The following is a 16,221-nucleotide window of genomic DNA, read 5'->3' on the forward strand; positions in this document are numbered from 1 at the left end:
ATCGGCCTGAGCGATCTCCACATGATCTGCCTCGACAGCCTGCTCCGGGGCGCGAATGCGGTCGACCGGGCGGAGACGGAGGCCATGGCGCGGTTCGACGGCATCGTCGAACATGTCAGGCGAAGCCTTGACCGCAGGCTCTTGCAGCGAAGACGGCTACCGGTCTTTGAAACCAGGCGCACGAGCAGTCTTGGCGGTGACACATATCCTCTGTAGATTTCCGCCGCCGGCAACGGCCCTGCCCCGCTTCGCAACCCTGATTGTCGAGACCCATGCCCGATCTCTCACGATAATGGATGCTCCCGCTCCGTGGATTCCGGCGAAATCGACCTCGTGATTTTCGACTGCGATGGCGTTCTGATCGACAGCGAGATCATCAGCGCCAAAACACTGATGGCGGCACTGGAAGACTTCGGCGTTGAAGCGACTTTCCCTATTTCAAGGCAAACTTTCTGGGCAGGAGCTTTCCGAAGGTCGCAGCGAACATTCGAACGACCTTCAACGTGAACCTGCCCGAAACATTCGAGGCCGATTACCGGCGGAAATTGCTCGCGGCTTTCGAGACGGACCTGAAGCCGGTTTGCCGGCATCTTCGACATTCTCGACAATCTCGGCGTCCGGGCCTGCGTGGCCACGAGCAGCAGCCCGGAGCGGCGTCCCGCTCGCTCCAGCTGACCGGTCTGGACCGGTATTTCGGCGACGCCGTTTTTACCGCGTCCATGGTCGAGCACGGAAAGCCCGCACCGGATCTTTTCCTCCATGCGGCCGCCACCTGCGGCGCCCGGCCCGAAGCCTGCCTCGTCATCGAGGACAGCGGCCCCGGCATCGAAGCAGCGCGTGCCGCGGGCATGAAGGTCTGGCATTTCGTCGGCGGCAGTCATCTGGATCAGACCGATATTCTCGGTCAGGAGTTGACACACCGGTTCCGTTTTTTTGACACTTGGCCGTCTTTTTTTGATATGGCCCCAGAGTTGAAAAAACGCTGATCGCTGACGGAACCGAGTATGGCGCCCAAGACGGACATCGATGCGACGCGCCTGGATGACGCGGCCCGCGCGGGTTGGCTGTACTACGTCGCCGGCAACACCCAGGACGAAATCGCCCGCAAGCTCGGCGTCTCGAGCAGTCGGCCCAGCGTCTCGTTTCGCTTGCCGTCAGCGAGCAACTGATCAAGGTCCGGCTCGACCATCCGATCGCCCGCTGCATGGAACTCGCCGCCCGGATGAAGAACCATTTCGGGCTGGAAATGTGCGAGATCGTCCCGAGCGACCCTGCTGACCCATATTCCATTGTCGGCCTGGCCCAGGCGGCAGCGGCAGAGATGGAACGGCATCTGAAATGCCCCGATCCGAAGATCATCGCCTTCGGCACGGGCGGACGCTGAGGCCTCGTCGAGCAGCTGCCGCTGATGGACTGCCCGCAGCACAAGATCGTGTCCCTGCTCGGCAACATGAACTTCGACGGCTCGGCATCGGCCTATAACGTCATCATCCGCATGGCGGACCGGGTCAACGCGACCCACTACCCGATGCCGCTCCCGGTCTTTGCCCGCTCGAGCGAAGAACGCACCTTGCTCCACGGACTTGAGCCGGTACACAACATCCTGGAACTCTCCGCCCAGGCCGACGTGACCTTCGTCGGCGTCGGCAACATGGATGAAACCGCACCGCTCTATGTCGACGGCTTCATCGACCTCACCGAATTGAACGATCTCACCGCCGCCGGCGCGGTCGGCGAAATCACCAGCTGGGTCTATGACCGCGACGGCCGGTTGATCGAAGGCCTGACCAACAGCCGGGTGGCCAGCGCACCTCTGGAGCCTGCGGAGTCCCGAACCGTGATCGGCATCGCCGCCGGCGAACTGAAGGTCCCGGCATCGCCGGCGCCCTGCGCGGCCGTCTCCTGAGTGGCCTGATCACAACGAGGCCACCGCGAAAGTCTTCTGGCGGGCTAATCGGGCTCATATTTGATTGATAATATAGTTTCACACACCTCATAGATTGCATTCACATGGCTCATGACGCCGTCCAAATCGACCTGGAAAACCGGCATTCGGCACGTCGTTTTCTGTCGACGCTCAATTTTCCGTCTGACTAACTCCCAGAAATAAAACAAAATTTTGCGCCGCAGCAACGAAAGTCCGTCGCAGGAAGGCCGGACCATCTTGACGCAACTACGCACATTTGTGAGAATTTGCCCGTTAAATTAGCAAATGCTCACAAGTGAGCTTTGGGAGGAAATCATGACCGTTTTCGTACGCGCCCTCTTGGGGGGCGACCGCATTGACGCTGGCTGTTTCGCCCGCGCTCGCCGAAAAACTCACCATCGCGACCGTCAACAACGGCGACATGATCCGCATGCAGAAGCTGACGGATGATTTCACCGCGAAGAATCCGGGTATCGAACTGGAATGGGTCACGCTTGAGGAAAATGTCCTGCGCCAGCGCGTGACCACCGACATCGCCACCAAGGGCGGCCAGTACGACATCATGACCATCGGCACCTATGAAGCCCCCGATCTGGGCGAAGCAGGGCTGGCTGGTCGATCTGAACGACCTGCCCGCGTCCTACGATGTTGATGACCTGCTTCCCGCGATCCGCGGCGGCCTGACCGTCGACGGCAAGCTCTATGCGCCCCGTTCTACGGCGAAAGCTCCATGGTCATGTACCGCACCGACCTGATGCAGAAGGCCAACAATGATGGAAATGCCGGATGCGCCGACCTGGGACTTCATCAAGAGGCCGCGGCGGCCATGACCGACAAGGACAACGAGGTCTACGGCATCTGCCTGCGGGGCAAGGCCGGCTGGGGCGAGAACATGGCCTTCCTCACCGCATGTCCAATTCCTACGGCGCCAAATGGTTCGACATGGACTGGAAGCCCCAGTTCGGAACAGCGAAGCCTGGAAGGCGACGCTGACCGACTATCTCGATCTGATGAACAACTACGGTCCTCCGGGCGCCTCCAACAACGGCTTCAACGAGAACCTGTCCCTGTTCCAGACCGGCAAGTGCGGCATGTGGATCGATGCGACGGTGGCCGCTTCCTTCGTCACCAATCCGAAGGATTCCACGGTCGCCGACAAGGTTGGTTTCGCCCTGGCGCCGGACAACGGTCTCGGCAAAGCGCGGCAACTGGCTGTGGGCCTGGAACCTCGCCATCCCCGCCGGTTCCAGAAGGTGGACGCGGCCAAGAAGTTCATCGATTGGGCGACGTCCAAGGACTATCTGAACCTCGTCGCCGAAAAGGAAGGCTGGGCAAACGTTCCTCCCGGAACCCGCACCTCGGCTCTATGAGAATGCGACGTATCAGGAGGCCGCGCCCTTCGCCAAGATGACGCTGGAAAGCAATCAACGCCGCCGACCCGCAGCATCCGACCGTGGACGAAGTCCCTTACGTCGGCGTCCAGTTCGTTGCCATTCCCGAATTCCAGGGGCTCGGCACGGCCGTGGGCCAGCAGTTCTCAGCTGCGCTTGCGGGCTCCGTGACCGCGGATCAGGCGCTGAAGAACGCCCAGATGGTAACCGAGCGCACCATGAAGAAGGCCGGTTACATCAAATAAGCGATGCCTAAACTCGGGCCGGCTCCAGCCGGGGGCGGCCGCTCTTTTCTCGCTCCTTTTCGATTGGCTGGACCAATGCAACCGCTCATTCCCGCATTGCGGCGCGGTTCATGACTCACCTGCGTGATTTATTGCTCGGCTGGATGATCGTTCCGCTCTCCATGACCATCTATTTCTCGTTCTCAGCTACAATCTGCTGATGCCGGGAATGGAAGAGTTCATCGCTTCACCAACTACGAATTCTTTCTCACCGACCCCGCGGTTTTTCGCGGCTCTGGCCAACACCCTGCTGCTGGTCGGTGGGCGTACTCGTCATCACCATCGTCGGCGGAACGGCGCTGGCCCTGCTGCTCGATCAGCCGTTCTGGGGCCAGGGCATCGTCCGTATCCTGGTGATTGCCCCGTTCTTCGTCATGCCGACGGTCTCCGCGCTGGTGTGGAAGAACATGTTCATGAACCCGGTGAACGGCCTGTTTGCCCATCTGGCCAAGGGGCTGGGGCTTGAGCCGTTCGATTTCCTCGCCCATGCCCTCGCTCGCCTCGATCATCCTGATCGTCGCCTGCCAGTGGCTGCCCTTTGCCACCCTGATCCTGCTGACCGCCCTGCAGTCGCTCGACCAGGAACAGCTCGAGGCGTCCGAGATGGACGGCGCCAATTCGGCAACCGGTTCATCTATATCGTCCTGCCGCACATGGCCCGCGCGATCACGGTCGTGATCCTGATCCAGACCATCTTCCTGCTGTCGGTCTTCGCCGAAATCCTGGTCACCACCAACGGCGGTCCGGGCTATGCCTCGACCAACATCACCTATCTCGTCTACGCCCAGTCGCTGCTGCAGTTCGACGTGGGCGCGGCTCCGCCGGCGGCATCGTTGCCGTCATCCTGGCCAACATCGTTGCTGTCTTCCTGATGCGGATGATCGGCAAGAACCTGGAGGCCTGAGCATGGCACGGCTAGTGTTTCAAACCGGCGCAAGACCCTGGTGACGATCGTCGCCTGGGCCGTCGGCATCGCAATCTTCTTCCCCGATCCTGTGGACGATCCTGGACCAGCTTCAAGACCGAGCCGAGGCCATTGCCTCCCGCCGAAGTTCTGTTTTTCGACTGGACGCTGGAGAACTATGCGGAAGTGAATTCCAGGTCGAACTACTTCCTGCATTTCATGAACTCGGTGATCATCTCCGTCGGCTCGACCCTTCTGGGACTGGCGATCGCCATCCCGGCCGCCTGGTCCATGGCCTTCGTGCCGGGCAAACGGACCAAGGACGTGCTGATGTGGATGCTGTCCACCAAGATGCTTCCCCCCGTCGGCGTCCTGATCCCGATCTACCTGCTGTTCCGCGACGGCGGACTGCTGGACACGCGGCTCGGCCTGGTGATCGTCCTGACCCTGATCAACCTGCCGATCATCGTCTGGATGCTGTTCACCTACTTCAAGGAAATTCCCGGGCGAGATCCTGGAAGCGGCCCGCATGGATGGCGCCGGCCTGTGGGAGGAAGTGGTCCACGTGCTCACCCCCATGGCAGTGCCGGGCATTGCCTCGACCCTTCTGCTCAACATCATCCTCGCCGGAACGAGGCTTCTGACCCTCAACCTGACGGCGGCCAAGGCGGCACCGCTCACGGCCTTCATCGCCAGCTATTCCAGCCCGGAGGCCTGTTCTACGCAAAACTGTCCGCCGCCTCGACCCTCGCCATCGCTCCGATCCTTGTTCTCGGCTGGTTCAGCCAGAAACAGCTGGTGCGCGGCCTGACCTTTGGCGCTGTGAAGTAGGAGCCGAACGATGGGAAAAGATTTCACTCAAGAACGTCACCAAGGCCTTTGGCGAGGCCATGGTCATTCCATCGCTGGATCTGGAGATCGAAGACGGGGAATTCGTCGTCTTCGTCGGCCCGTCCGGCTGCGGCAAGTCCACACTCCTGCGCCTGATCGCAGGCCTTGAAGACGTCACCTCCGGCGTGATCGAGATCGATGGCCGCGATGCCACCGAGGTTCCGCCCGCCAAGCGCGGTCTTGCCATGGTGTTCCAGTCCTATGCGCTCTATCCGCATATGTCGGTGCGCAAGAACATCGCCTTCCCGCTGAAGATGGCGAAGATGGATCCGGCCGAACAGGAACGGCGGGTCACCTCCGCCGCCAAGACCCTGAACCTGACCGACTATCTCGACCGCCGTCCGGGCCAGTCTGTCCGGCGGCCAGCGACAGCGCGTCGCCATCGGACGGGCCATCGTGCGGGAACCCTCCGCCTTCCTGTTCGACGAACCCCTGTCGAACCTGGATGCGGCACTTCGGGTGAACATGCGCCTGGAAATCTCCGAACTGCACCAGTCGCTCGCGACTACCATGATCTACGTGACCCACGATCAGGTCGAGGCGATGACCATGGCCGACAAGATCGTCGTGCTGCACGCAGGCCGGATCGAGCAGGTGGGCTCACCGCTGGACCTCTACCGGTCTCCGGCGAACCAGTTCGTCGCCGGCTTCATAGGCTCGCCGAAGATGAACTTCATCTCCGGCGCGGAGGCCGGCAAGCACGGCGCCCACACCATCGGCATTCGCCCAGAACACCTGACCCTGTCGACGACCGAAGGGGCATGGAAGGGCAGGGTGACCGTTGCCGAGCATCTGGGGTCCGACACCTTCCTCTATGTGAACGTCAACGGCATGGATCCGTTGACGGTCCGCACACAGGGCGAAGCCGGCATCCATCATGGCGATACGGTCTTCATCTCTCCGGCCGCAGAACATCTGCACCGTTTCGACGCGAGCGGAAAGACCATCTGATGCAGCGGTCTGGCGGACAAGACGGCCTGATCACCGGTGCCGCACGCGGCATCGGCAGGGCTTTTGCGGAAGCCTATGTGCGCGAAGGCGCCACGGTCGTCATCGCCGATATCGCTCTGGCCCGGGCGAAGCAGACCGCCGCGGACATCGGGCCGAAGGCCCATGCCTGTTTTCTGGACGTCACCAGCCAGGCCGCGATCGACGACGCGGTTGCCGCCGCGGTTCGAGATTTCGGCGGGATCGACATTCTGATCAACAATGCTGCTCTGTTCGACCTTGCCCCCATCGTCGAGATCACCCGCGACAGTTTACGACCGGCTCTTTCGATCAACGTCGCCGGCTGCCTGTTCACGCTGCAGGCGGTCGCGAAAGCCATGATCGAACGCGGCAAGGGCGGAAAGATCATCAACATGGCGAGCCAGGCGGGACGCCGCGGCGAGCCCCTGGTTGCCGTCTACTGCGCCACCAAGGCCGCCGTCATCAGCCTGACCCAGTCCGCCGGCCTCGACCTGATCAAACACGGCATCAACGTGAACGCGATCGCGCCCGGCGTCGTCGACGGCGAACACTGGGACGGCGTCGACGCGCTGTTTGCCAAATACGAGCACTTAGCCCCCGGCGAGAAGAAACGCCTTGTCGGCGAAGCAGTGCCCTATGGCCGCATGGGAACCGCCGAAGACCTGACCGGTATGGCGGTTTTCCTGGCCGGCCCGGAAAGCGATTACATCGTCGCCCAGACCTACAACGTCGACGGCGGAAACTGGATGAGTTGACCGCGGGGTCCGGCCCTCCCTCCGGCCCCGCACTCCCTGTCCATGTCCCGACAGCAGGCCGCCGTCGGGACATGGACCAAGACATAAGAGGCGAACGTGGCAAGTATCTTGTCCCTGTCCACCCTGCCGGCCATCGACGCGAATGTCGAAAAGCCGGCCTATGCCCGTGAAGATCTCACTGCGGGCATTGTGCACATCGGTGTCGGCAACTTTCACCGGGCCCATCAGGCGGTCTATCTGGACCGGCTGTTCAACAAGGGGCTCGACCATGACTGGGCCCTGATCGGCGCCGGTATCAAGCCCTATGACGCGGCCATGCGCGAACGGCTGGCGCCTCAGGACTGGCTGACGACCATCGTCGAACTGGACCCCCACGGGCTGAGCGCCCGCATCACCGGCGCCATGATCGACTTTGCGGAAACCGACCCGACCAGCCTGATCGCGACGCTGGTTCGACCGGAGATCCGGATCGTGTCGTTGACCATTACCGAGGGCGGCTATTACGTCGACGCCAAGACCGGCGGCTTTGACGGCACGCATCCGGACATCGCCCATGACGTGGAAAACCCGGGCGACCCGCAGACGGTCTTCGGCATCCTGATCACCGCGCTCGGACTGCGCAAGGACAAGGGCATTCCGCCCTTCACAATCCTCTCCTGCGACAACCTTCCCGAAAACGGCCACGTAGCCCGGCAGGCCGTGATCGGCCTGGCCCGCCTGATGACGCCGGACCTGGCCGCCTGGATCGAGGCCGATGTCGCCTTCCCCAACAGCATGGTCGACTGCATCACACCAGCAACCTCGGACCGGGAACGGGCACTGGTGCAGGACAAGTTCGGCATTACGGATGCCGCACCCGTTGCCTGCGAACCATTCCGGCAATGGGTGATGGAGGACCGCTTTCCCGCCGGGCGCCCGCGCCTAGAGGAGGTTGGCGTCGAGTTCGTCAAGGATGTCGCCCCTTACGAACTGATGAAGCTCCGCATCCTGAACGGCGGCCATGCGGCCATTGCCTATCCGTCGGCACTCCTGGGCCATACCTATGTCCACGAGGCCATGGCCGATCCCGATATCGCCGAATGGCTGCGTCGGCTGATCCGCACCGAGGTCATCCCGGTGGTGCCGGAGATCACGGGTATTTCCTTCGACACCTATCTGGAAACCTGTGCGGAGCGGTTCGCCAATCCGGCCGTCGGCGACACCATTGCGCGGCTGTGCCTGGACGGGTCCAACCGGCAGCCGAAATTCATCCTGCCGACGATCACCGACGCCCTGCGCGCCGGCCGGTCCATTGACGGCCTTGCGCTGGAAGTTGCCTTCTGGTGCCGCTATTGCGCCGAAACCGCGGTCGCCGCGAACGATATCCCACTGGAAGACGAACGCAGGGACATCCTCCAATCCGCCGCACTCGCCGCCCATGACGACCCCATTGCCTTCCTGGAGATCGGAGAGGTCTTCGGGGATCTCGGCCGGGACGAAAGGTTCAGGGCCGCGTTTTCCCGGCAACTGGAGACGATCTGGCGGGACGGTGCACGGGCGGTGCTGCAACGTTTTCTCCAGGACCCGGAATCAGAGCCGATACCGCTTTCCCGGTAAACCAATGCTGCAACGCTGTCCGGCCGAAGGAAGATCAGGAGTGCGCTAAAGCCCCGGTACGCTCCTCGATCGCCCGGACAACCGAGATCATATCGTCCTCTCCAAGGCCCAGAGCTTCGGTCTCGCTGTAGAGCGCGAAGCAGAGGTCCATCAGTGGCGAGGCAATCGTGGCGTCGCGGGCGGCCTCGACCACGAGACGGCTGTTCTTCAGGACGTCGGAAATGCCTGCCTGGCGTGAGAAGTCCCGATGCAGGATCTTGGCTGCCTTGACCCGGGACACATCGCTCGCCATGGGTCCGGCGTTCAGAATATCCACGAAGCGATCCATGTCGAGGTCATGCCGAGCGGCGAAATGTGACGCCTCCGCCAGGCCCGTGACCAGTGTGATCAGGAACGTGTTCACCGCAAGCTTCATATGCAAGGCGCCGGGGACCAATCCGCAATCGAATACCTCGCGGCACATCGGCGAAAGCAGGAGGCGAATGCGTTCGCGATCTTCCGCCTCGCCCGCCAGCAGGCCGACCAGCTGTCCTGCCTCCGCAGGCTTGCGCGAGCCGGAAACCGGCGCTTCCACGTAACGGCCTCCGGCGGCGCGAATGTCCGCTCCCAGGCCGCGGGAATAATCGGCCGACACTGTGCCCATGGCAACGATCGTGCGACCGTCGACCCGCTTCGAAAAACCGGCTCCGCCGCGGTCGAGCACGGCGTCCGTCGATGCACCATCAGCCAACATCAGGATGATCGTCTCGCATTGCGCAAAGAGATCGGCGGCATCCTCGGCGACCTGTGCCCCCACCTGCTCCAGAGGCTCGCACCGCTCGGGCGTTCGGTTCCACACAACGAGCGGTGTGCCGGACCGGACGAGATTCAGAGCCATCGGCTCGCCCATGGTCCCAATGCCGATAAATCCAATTGGTACCGGATATATCATGGCGGGTTCCTTCTGCATGTTCATCCGTCTTGGCACAGGACCCTAGCCACGGCCCATTCTTAAGAAAAACGAATATTTCTTAAGAGCGACTTCAGAAAATCAGATAGGTCAGAAAAGACATGCGGCGCCGGTGACACGGGAGTTGAACACCCGGCAGCGGGGTTACCTGATCAGGGGACTTCCCAGAGCAGCGGATCGATATCCGACGCGGTTTCCCCGACCGTCAGGGACACCAGATCCAGGCGCAACAGGTGCTTGCCGAGAAACACCGGCTTGCCATGCCGGCTGAGGACCGAGGTCAGGCTGGTGACGGCAATGTCGCCGCGCAGCTTCGAGAACCCCTTGCGCGATCCGCCGCCGGAAGAGGCGGCCGAAAGGCGCCACAGGGTCGGCACGCATTTCGAGCGGAACTGCGGCCCGAGCACCGACAGCATCGTCCGGTTCGCGGCTTCGCCACCGGCTGCGCGGGAGGCAATGCCGTTATCCGTGACAGGGACGACTTCCAGCGCGGAAGCGACCGGCTCGTCTCCCAGCAGGAACAGGCTTTCCTGACAGAGCAGTTCAACAGAGTCGTCTTCAAGTTCCAGGAGGGCCTTGCTCCAGGCGGTCGGCGCAATCGGTTCGGTGCGCACCACCTTGATGGTGATCGGCCCCGCGGCATGGAGCATATCTTCAAGCGGCGCATTGAAGGCAGGCGGACGCGATGACGGCAGCGCCAGTTGCCGGCGGCGTGGATCGACACCACGCTCGATGATGCCGTCTTCCTCCAGCAGGCGCAGCGCCTCGCGCAGCACGGTCCGGCTGACGCCGAGTTCCGCGGAAAGCTCCAGCTCCGGCGGGATCAGGTCTCCGGGTTTGCCCTGCTTGCGCAACGCCTCGACAAGCTGATCATAGACCTGCACCGACAGGGGGCGCCGGTCCCGGACCGGCCGAACGCGAAGCTGTTGTTCTTCTGCCATCGTCTCTTTCCTGCAGCACCTCCGGACCGGACAACGATCGGTGCGCTGAAGTTTTTCCGCCGAATTCCGGCAGATTGGCAGGCGAACCTGGAGAGGAACGTCCGTCCCGGTATCGCCGCGGCAAGGCGACTTCACTCAACGAACAGCTGTCCCAGGTTCCTTGCCCTACAACCTAACTATGCCACCGCGTCGGCAAACTCAATTTCCCAAAAACGGCTTTCCTCATAATTATCCAATGTTGAATAATAAACAATGATGTGGTCACATAGCCATTGAGTATCATAATGAACCATAATTTTGTGCGACGCAAAACCCTATCGCACGCATGAAACACCCTGGACCCGAATCCAGGCAACCTACCGGAGACGACCTCATGCAAACCACCCCACTGGGCACACGCGGCCCCAAGGTCTCACGCTTCGGCTTCGGGACCATGTCGCTACTGACCTCACAAACCCCAACTGAGGCGGCAAAACTGGTGGATCAGGCCATCGATTGCGGCATGAACCTGATCGACACAGCCGATATCTACGACAACGGCGCCGTCGAGGAAGCACTCGGCCTGGCCCTGCGCGGCAAGCGCGACAAGGTCGTCCTGGCAACCAAGCTCGGCCTGCCGATGAACGGCGATCCGACACGCTCCGGCGGCTCCCGGCGCTGGATGACCCAGGCCGTTGAAGACAGCCTGCGCCGGCTTAACACCGACTACATCGACCTCTATCAGTTGCACCGCCCGGATCCCAAGACGCCGATCGAGGAAACGGTCGCAGCCTTCGACGAACTCATCCAGGCGGGCAAGGTCCGCTTTGCGGGCTCGTCCGTATTCCCCGCTGAGCTGATCGTTCAAAGCCAGTGGGCGGCCGAAAAGCTGGGCGCCGCGCCTTTTGTCAGCGAACAGGCTCCCTATTCGATCTTTGTCCGCGGCATCGAGCGTGCCGTCCTTCCGGTTTGTCGCCAATACGGCATCGGCACCCTGGTCTGGAGCCCGCTGAACGGCGGCTGGCTGACCGGCAAATACCGACGCGGCAAACCGGTCCCCGGCGATTCCCGCGCTGCCAGCGGCAACCCGTTCGTGCGCGCGGATGACGAGCGCAAGCTCGCCATGGTCGAAGCCCTGGCGGAGATTGCCGATGCGGCCGGCCTGACCATGATGCAGATGAGCCTTGCATGGACACTGGAGCATCCGGCAGTCACATCCGTTCTCCTCGGCCCGAGGACGCCGGAACAGCTCGATCAGCTCCTGACCGCGGACGGCATTACCCTGACGACGGACGTACTCGACGCGATCGACCAGGTAATCGCTCCGGGCGACTATGTCGACCCGCGCAACGCCGGCTGGGCACCACCAAGCCTGCAGGCAGACCAAAGACGCACGACCCGCGAAACCGCCTGACAGGGCGCTTCCGGCAGCTCACCGAATAACAAAAACGAAAATCCCACCTAAATTTACCGCCCGACCTGAACAGGCCGGGCGGTTTTTTTGTGCCTTCAGCACCCGACGAAAACCTCCATTGCCTAATTTTTGGGTCATCTGACCACCTGCCTGCATAAAGTTCATGCTGGTCCGCAAAATTTATTGTTGGACAATGAACAAAACTTGGCTCTAGATTTTATGCATGGCTAGATGTTGCGCATCTTCACGCTCCCTCTCTCAGCCCAACATGCTGCAAAGGAATCCGATGTCCGCCGTTTCGCCCGCCCCCGTTCTTGCTGTTGCAGGATCTTTCAGCATCGACAGCATACTGGCGCCGGACGGACGTCCCGTTGTCGGCAAGGTCGGCGGAAATGCCCTCTGGTCCTCGCTCGGAGCCCTGATCTGCGGGCTTGCGCCGCGGGTGCTTGCCATCGTCGGCAACGACTATCCGGCACATGTTCTCGACATTCTCACCAACGCCGGGCTCGACACCCGCTCGATCAGGAAGATCGACCGCCCGCATCCGGTGCGCGTGACCTTCGCCCATCTGCCGGACGGTTCCCGCATCCAGCCGGTCCCGGACCACATGATACGCCAGCTGCCCGAGGACGTTCAGGCCGCCTTCGTCGACACCACCTCGCGCCCGGACATCCTGCCGCTCGGTGCTCCGACGGCCAAGGATGTGCCCACCGAGTGGCTCGAGGAAGCCGATTTCTGGCACCTGCCGCTCCTGCCCCTGCACCGTCACCGGGAAATGGTCGCCCATCTTGGTGGAGCCTCCGGTTACCTGCAGTCGGATTGTCCGGCGCGGTCCGACCTGATCGAAAACCCGTTTGCAAAATTGTCGGAAACGCTCGGCGCACTCGACGTGTTTCTGCCGAGCACCTCCGACTTCGACGTTATCGCGCCCCAGGCGGAGATCCCGGAAATCCTGCAGGAGCTGACCGACATCGGCGCCCGGACCATCGTGCTGAAAGCCGGCGCCGACGGCGTCTTCGTCAAGGATAGCGACGCACTGTGGCGCGTGCCGGCCTATCCCGGATCTCCTGTGGACCCCACCGGGGCCGGCGACACGTTCTGCGGCGGCTTCCTCGCCGGCATGGCTCTGACCGGGGACCTGGTCGAGGCCGCAGCCCTCGGATCGGCGGCAGCGTCCTTTGCCGTTGCCACGGCCGACCCTCTGGATCTCGTCGAGATTGCCCCCGAGCAGACCCGGGAGCGGGCAAAGCAATTACGCGCCGCGGCCGAACGGCTCGACGGCTCCGCGCTATCGCTTAGCCCTGTGCCTGCCGGCGCGTCCGTTCTTTCCAACACCACCGCGAACACATAGGTGCCGCCATGCAGAAGATGACAATCGGAGTGATTGGCCGCAGCTCCCGTCCGGGGGAAAGCCTTCCCGCGCCTGTCCTGGACACCGCCTACCAGGTCGGGCGTGGGATCGCTGAGGCCGGCGCGGTGCTGGTCGGCGGCGGCACCGGCGGCGTCATGGAAGCCTCCTGCAAGGGGGCAGCCGAAAACGGCGGCCTGACGGTGGGCTTCCTGCCCTATGCCGACAAGTCCAAGGCCAATCCTTACGTGTCCATCGTCTTTCCCACCGGCATGGGAACGATCCGCAACATTCTGACCGCGCGTGGCTGCGACAGCATCATCATGATCGGCGGCGGCGTCGGCACCCTGAACGAAGTCACCATCGCCTATGATTCCGGCGTTCCCGTCGTGGTGCTCGAAGGCACCACCGGATGGGCCGACCGGCTGAAGACCTCTCTCGATGAAGGCTGCTGGCTCGACGAACGCCGCGTCGTCGCGATCAGCTTTGCCTCGACACCCGAAGAAGCGGTCGCCACCGCGGTCAAACGCGCGAGTGAACCGCGTCTTGGCACGAGACTTGAAGCATTCACAGGAGCTGCCGGCCAATGAGCAGCCTCCGTGGACAAACAAAACAATAAAAAAGGTTTCCTTCCCTTCCTTCCAGAACCAGGAGCAAAATGCCATGTCAGCACGTAATAAAGGAAAGCCAGCATTGAGCCGCCGCTTCGGCGCACTGACGACCTCCGCAGCCCTCCTTGCGCTTTGCCTCGGCACCAGTGCCCCGGCATCCGCCGAGGACTTCGTCTGGTCGATGGTGACCAACCAGGCCGGTCTCGGCGACCAGGGCTTCAACGACCTGGCCAAGCTTGGCGTCGAAACGAGTGCGGAAAAATTCGGCGGCAAGCCGCTGGTCATCCAGTCCGCCAACCAGTCCCAGTTCGTTCCGAACCTGCAGCAGGCCATCGACAGCGGTTCGACCGTGACGACCGGCGTCGGCTTCGGCATTCGTGACGCCCTCACCCAGGTTGCCATCGCCAATCCGGATGCCAAGTTCACGCTGATCGACGCCGTGGCCGTGGACAAGGACAAGAAGCCGCTGACCAACGTGGCAAGCGTGACCTTCCGCGAGCAGGAAGCCGCCTTCCTCGCCGGCATCGCCGCCGCCATGACCACCAAGGGAACCCGCGTCGGCTTCATCGGCGGCATGGAAACCCCGCCAGTCGTCCGCTTCCTGTCCGGCTATGAAGCCGGCCTGCACTACGTCAACCCGGACATCGAGGTCTCCGTCGCCTATGTCGGCTCCTTCACCGAGCCGGCCAAGGCCAAGGAACTTGCGCTTGGCATCTATGACATCGGCGCCGATCTGATCATGGACGTCGCCGGCGGCGGCGGACGCGGTATCTTCGATGCCGCCAAGAGCATGGGTGAAGGCTACTGGGTGATCGGCGTGGACACCTGCAAGGGCCAGTTCGCCCCGGACAACTTTTTGACCTCGGCGGTCAAAGACGTCTCCGGCGCGGTCGTCTATGAAAACAAGGCGGCTTCGGAAGGCAAATTCCAGGGCGGCACCGTCAGCCTCGGCCTCAAGGAAAAGGCTGTCGGCCTGTGCCCGGACAACATCGACACGCTCTCCCCGGAGATCATGGCGAAGGTAGAAGCTGCCACCGCCGCGATCCTGGACGGTTCGATGGTCGTTCCGGCCACCGAGGAAGAAGCGAAAGCGTTCAAGCCGGCAGGTAACTGACAATGAGTGCGGGTTGCGAGGCAGACATGACACCAATAGCCGCCCCGCGGCCCGGCCTCGCGCCGGCAGCCATCCGGCTTACCGGCGTGAGCAAGCACTTCGGCCCGGTCAAGGCCAACCGCTCCATCGATCTCACGGTCCGGCAAGGATCGATCCACGGGCTTCTCGGCGAAAACGGTGCCGGGAAGTCCACCCTGATGAAAATCCTTTTCGGGATGATCCGGCCGGACTCCGGCCAGATCGAAATCGGCGGCCAGCCAGCGACGCTTCGTTCCTCTGCGGACGCGCTGGCCGCCGGTATCGGCATGGTGCAGCAGCACTTCAGCCTGATCGGCAAACTCACCGTTGCCGAAAATCTCATTCTCGGCCGGGGCTCTTCCGGTTTCGCCGCCCGCTGGATGCGCCGGCTCGATCTGGACGCGGCCAGCCGCCGCGCCATCGAACTGTCCGAACGGCTCGGCTTCGGCATCGATCCCTCCGCCCGCTGCGAGACGCTGTCCGTCGGCGCGCGGCAGAAGGTGGAAATTCTCAAGGCCCTGTGGGGCGGCGCCACCACGCTGGTGCTTGACGAGCCGACCGCAGCCCTGTCGCCACCCCGACGCGGAAGAACTCTACGCGCTGCTGCAGAACCTTCAGCGCGAGGGCACGACGATCGTTCTCATCAGTCACAAGATGCCGGAAATCATGCGCCTTTGCGACCGGGTGACGGTTCTGCGCGACGGCGCGGTTGCCGGTGAGGCGGAAGTCCCGCGCAGTTTCACAGACCCGGCTGAGCGGCAGACGCTTGAGGCCCAACTGGTCCGGCTGATGATCGGCCGCAACCGGCCGGAAGTGCCGTCGCGTTCCAACCACATCTGGCCGACCGTTCTGTCGGTGCGCAAACTCACTGACGGCGAGCGTTTCGGTCCGGTCGATCTTGACGTCCACGGCGGTGAAATCGTCGCCGTCGTCGGTGTCGAAGGCAACGGCCAGGCGGAATTCGTCGAGCTCCTGATCGGCCTGCGCAAGGCCACAGCCCGGTGGCGTCGCCCTGGACGACACCGACATTACGGACATGACCACGCAAGCGCGTTTCAACTGCGGCATCGCCCATATCCCGGAGGACCGCCACCGCCTGGCGGTCGCCGACGGCATGAGCGTGGTTGACA

The 16,221-nt window shown here is 62.7% G+C and carries 16 protein-coding genes and 4 pseudogenes; 18 read left to right on the forward strand and 2 right to left on the reverse strand.

Annotated features, from left to right (window positions below):
• The 12 genes and pseudogenes from ABIN98_RS16450 to ABIN98_RS16505 form a co-directional block, all read left to right on the forward strand.
• On the forward strand, nt 1-216 hold a 216-nt coding region (locus ABIN98_RS16450), incomplete at its 5' end, for a hypothetical protein (protein ID WP_346911673.1).
• A gap of 93 nt (nt 217-309) precedes the next feature.
• Complete coding sequence (locus ABIN98_RS16455) at nt 310-507, forward strand: hypothetical protein (protein ID WP_346911674.1); 198 nt, start codon at nt 310-312, stop codon at nt 505-507.
• Entirely contained in the window at nt 504-986 is a 483-nt protein-coding gene (locus ABIN98_RS16460; RefSeq protein WP_346911675.1) for an HAD-IA family hydrolase, read from the forward strand. Before ABIN98_RS16455 ends, ABIN98_RS16460 begins: the two co-directional genes overlap by 4 nt.
• 260 nt (nt 987-1,246) lie before the next feature.
• Nucleotides 1,247-1,906: pseudogene (locus ABIN98_RS16465) on the forward strand (sugar-binding transcriptional regulator).
• A 376-nt stretch (nt 1,907-2,282) separates the two neighbouring features.
• Nucleotides 2,283-2,579, forward strand: a complete 297-nt coding sequence (locus tag ABIN98_RS16470) for an extracellular solute-binding protein (RefSeq protein WP_346911676.1) — start codon at nt 2,283-2,285, stop codon at nt 2,577-2,579.
• A gap of 280 nt (nt 2,580-2,859) precedes the next feature.
• Complete coding sequence (locus ABIN98_RS16475) at nt 2,860-3,297, forward strand: extracellular solute-binding protein (RefSeq protein ID WP_346911677.1); 438 nt, start codon at nt 2,860-2,862, stop codon at nt 3,295-3,297.
• A gap of 83 nt (nt 3,298-3,380) precedes the next feature.
• Nucleotides 3,381-3,563: a hypothetical protein gene (locus tag ABIN98_RS16480; protein ID WP_346911678.1), complete on the forward strand. Its 183-nt coding sequence runs from the start codon at nt 3,381-3,383 to the stop codon at nt 3,561-3,563.
• A gap of 110 nt (nt 3,564-3,673) precedes the next feature.
• A pseudogene (locus ABIN98_RS16485) lies at nt 3,674-4,506 on the forward strand (carbohydrate ABC transporter permease).
• Between the two features lie 37 nt (nt 4,507-4,543).
• Nucleotides 4,544-5,337 (forward strand): annotated as a pseudogene (locus tag ABIN98_RS16490) (carbohydrate ABC transporter permease).
• Nucleotides 5,338-5,396: 59 nt separating this feature from the next.
• Nucleotides 5,397-6,348, forward strand: a pseudogene (locus ABIN98_RS16495) (ABC transporter ATP-binding protein).
• Entirely contained in the window at nt 6,348-7,121 is a 774-nt protein-coding gene (locus ABIN98_RS16500; RefSeq protein ID WP_346911679.1) for an L-iditol 2-dehydrogenase, read from the forward strand. The pseudogene ABIN98_RS16495 and the gene ABIN98_RS16500 overlap by 1 nt, the downstream one beginning before the upstream one ends.
• 96 nt (nt 7,122-7,217) lie before the next feature.
• Nucleotides 7,218-8,717 carry a mannitol dehydrogenase family protein gene (locus ABIN98_RS16505; protein ID WP_346911680.1) on the forward strand — a complete coding sequence of 500 codons (1,500 nt, stop codon included), beginning with the start codon at nt 7,218-7,220 and terminating at the stop codon, nt 8,715-8,717.
• Nucleotides 8,718-8,751: 34 nt separating this feature from the next.
• Here ABIN98_RS16505 and ABIN98_RS16510 read toward each other — a convergent pair whose 3' ends face one another.
• Together ABIN98_RS16510 and ABIN98_RS16515 are read right to left on the reverse strand one after the other, a co-directional pair.
• The gene (locus ABIN98_RS16510) at nt 8,752-9,672 is read right to left on the reverse strand and encodes an NAD(P)-dependent oxidoreductase (RefSeq protein ID WP_346911681.1); all 921 of its coding nucleotides are present in this window, start codon (nt 9,670-9,672) and stop codon (nt 8,752-8,754) included.
• Between the two features lie 146 nt (nt 9,673-9,818).
• Nucleotides 9,819-10,607 (reverse strand): GntR family transcriptional regulator, encoded by a 789-nt coding sequence (locus tag ABIN98_RS16515; protein WP_346911682.1) that lies wholly within the window; start codon nt 10,605-10,607, stop codon nt 9,819-9,821.
• A gap of 373 nt (nt 10,608-10,980) precedes the next feature.
• Here ABIN98_RS16515 and ABIN98_RS16520 point away from each other — a divergent pair, with 373 nt between their 5' ends.
• The 6 genes from ABIN98_RS16520 to ABIN98_RS16545 all read left to right on the forward strand — a co-directional run bounded on the left by ABIN98_RS16520 (nt 10,981) and on the right by ABIN98_RS16545 (nt 16,219).
• Nucleotides 10,981-12,000: an aldo/keto reductase gene (locus ABIN98_RS16520; RefSeq protein ID WP_346911683.1), complete on the forward strand. Its 1,020-nt coding sequence runs from the start codon at nt 10,981-10,983 to the stop codon at nt 11,998-12,000.
• A 286-nt stretch (nt 12,001-12,286) separates the two neighbouring features.
• Complete coding sequence (locus tag ABIN98_RS16525) at nt 12,287-13,351, forward strand: carbohydrate kinase family protein (protein WP_346911684.1); 1,065 nt, start codon at nt 12,287-12,289, stop codon at nt 13,349-13,351.
• A gap of 8 nt (nt 13,352-13,359) precedes the next feature.
• The gene (locus tag ABIN98_RS16530) at nt 13,360-13,938 is read left to right on the forward strand and encodes a TIGR00725 family protein (RefSeq protein WP_346911685.1); all 579 of its coding nucleotides are present in this window, start codon (nt 13,360-13,362) and stop codon (nt 13,936-13,938) included.
• Between the two features lie 73 nt (nt 13,939-14,011).
• Nucleotides 14,012-15,073, forward strand: coding sequence for a BMP family ABC transporter substrate-binding protein (locus ABIN98_RS16535; RefSeq protein WP_346911686.1), 1,062 nt, complete (start codon nt 14,012-14,014; stop codon nt 15,071-15,073).
• A 26-nt stretch (nt 15,074-15,099) separates the two neighbouring features.
• Nucleotides 15,100-15,810, forward strand: a complete 711-nt coding sequence (locus ABIN98_RS16540) for an ATP-binding cassette domain-containing protein (RefSeq protein ID WP_346911687.1) — start codon at nt 15,100-15,102, stop codon at nt 15,808-15,810.
• Nucleotides 15,758-16,219, forward strand: coding sequence for a hypothetical protein (locus ABIN98_RS16545; RefSeq protein ID WP_346911688.1), 462 nt, complete (start codon nt 15,758-15,760; stop codon nt 16,217-16,219). Before ABIN98_RS16540 ends, ABIN98_RS16545 begins: the two co-directional genes overlap by 53 nt.
• Nucleotides 16,220-16,221: the final 2 nt, after the last annotated feature.

The sequence above is a fragment of the uncultured Roseibium sp. genome (assembly GCF_963675095.2).
Taxonomy (GTDB): domain Bacteria; phylum Pseudomonadota; class Alphaproteobacteria; order Rhizobiales; family Stappiaceae; genus Roseibium.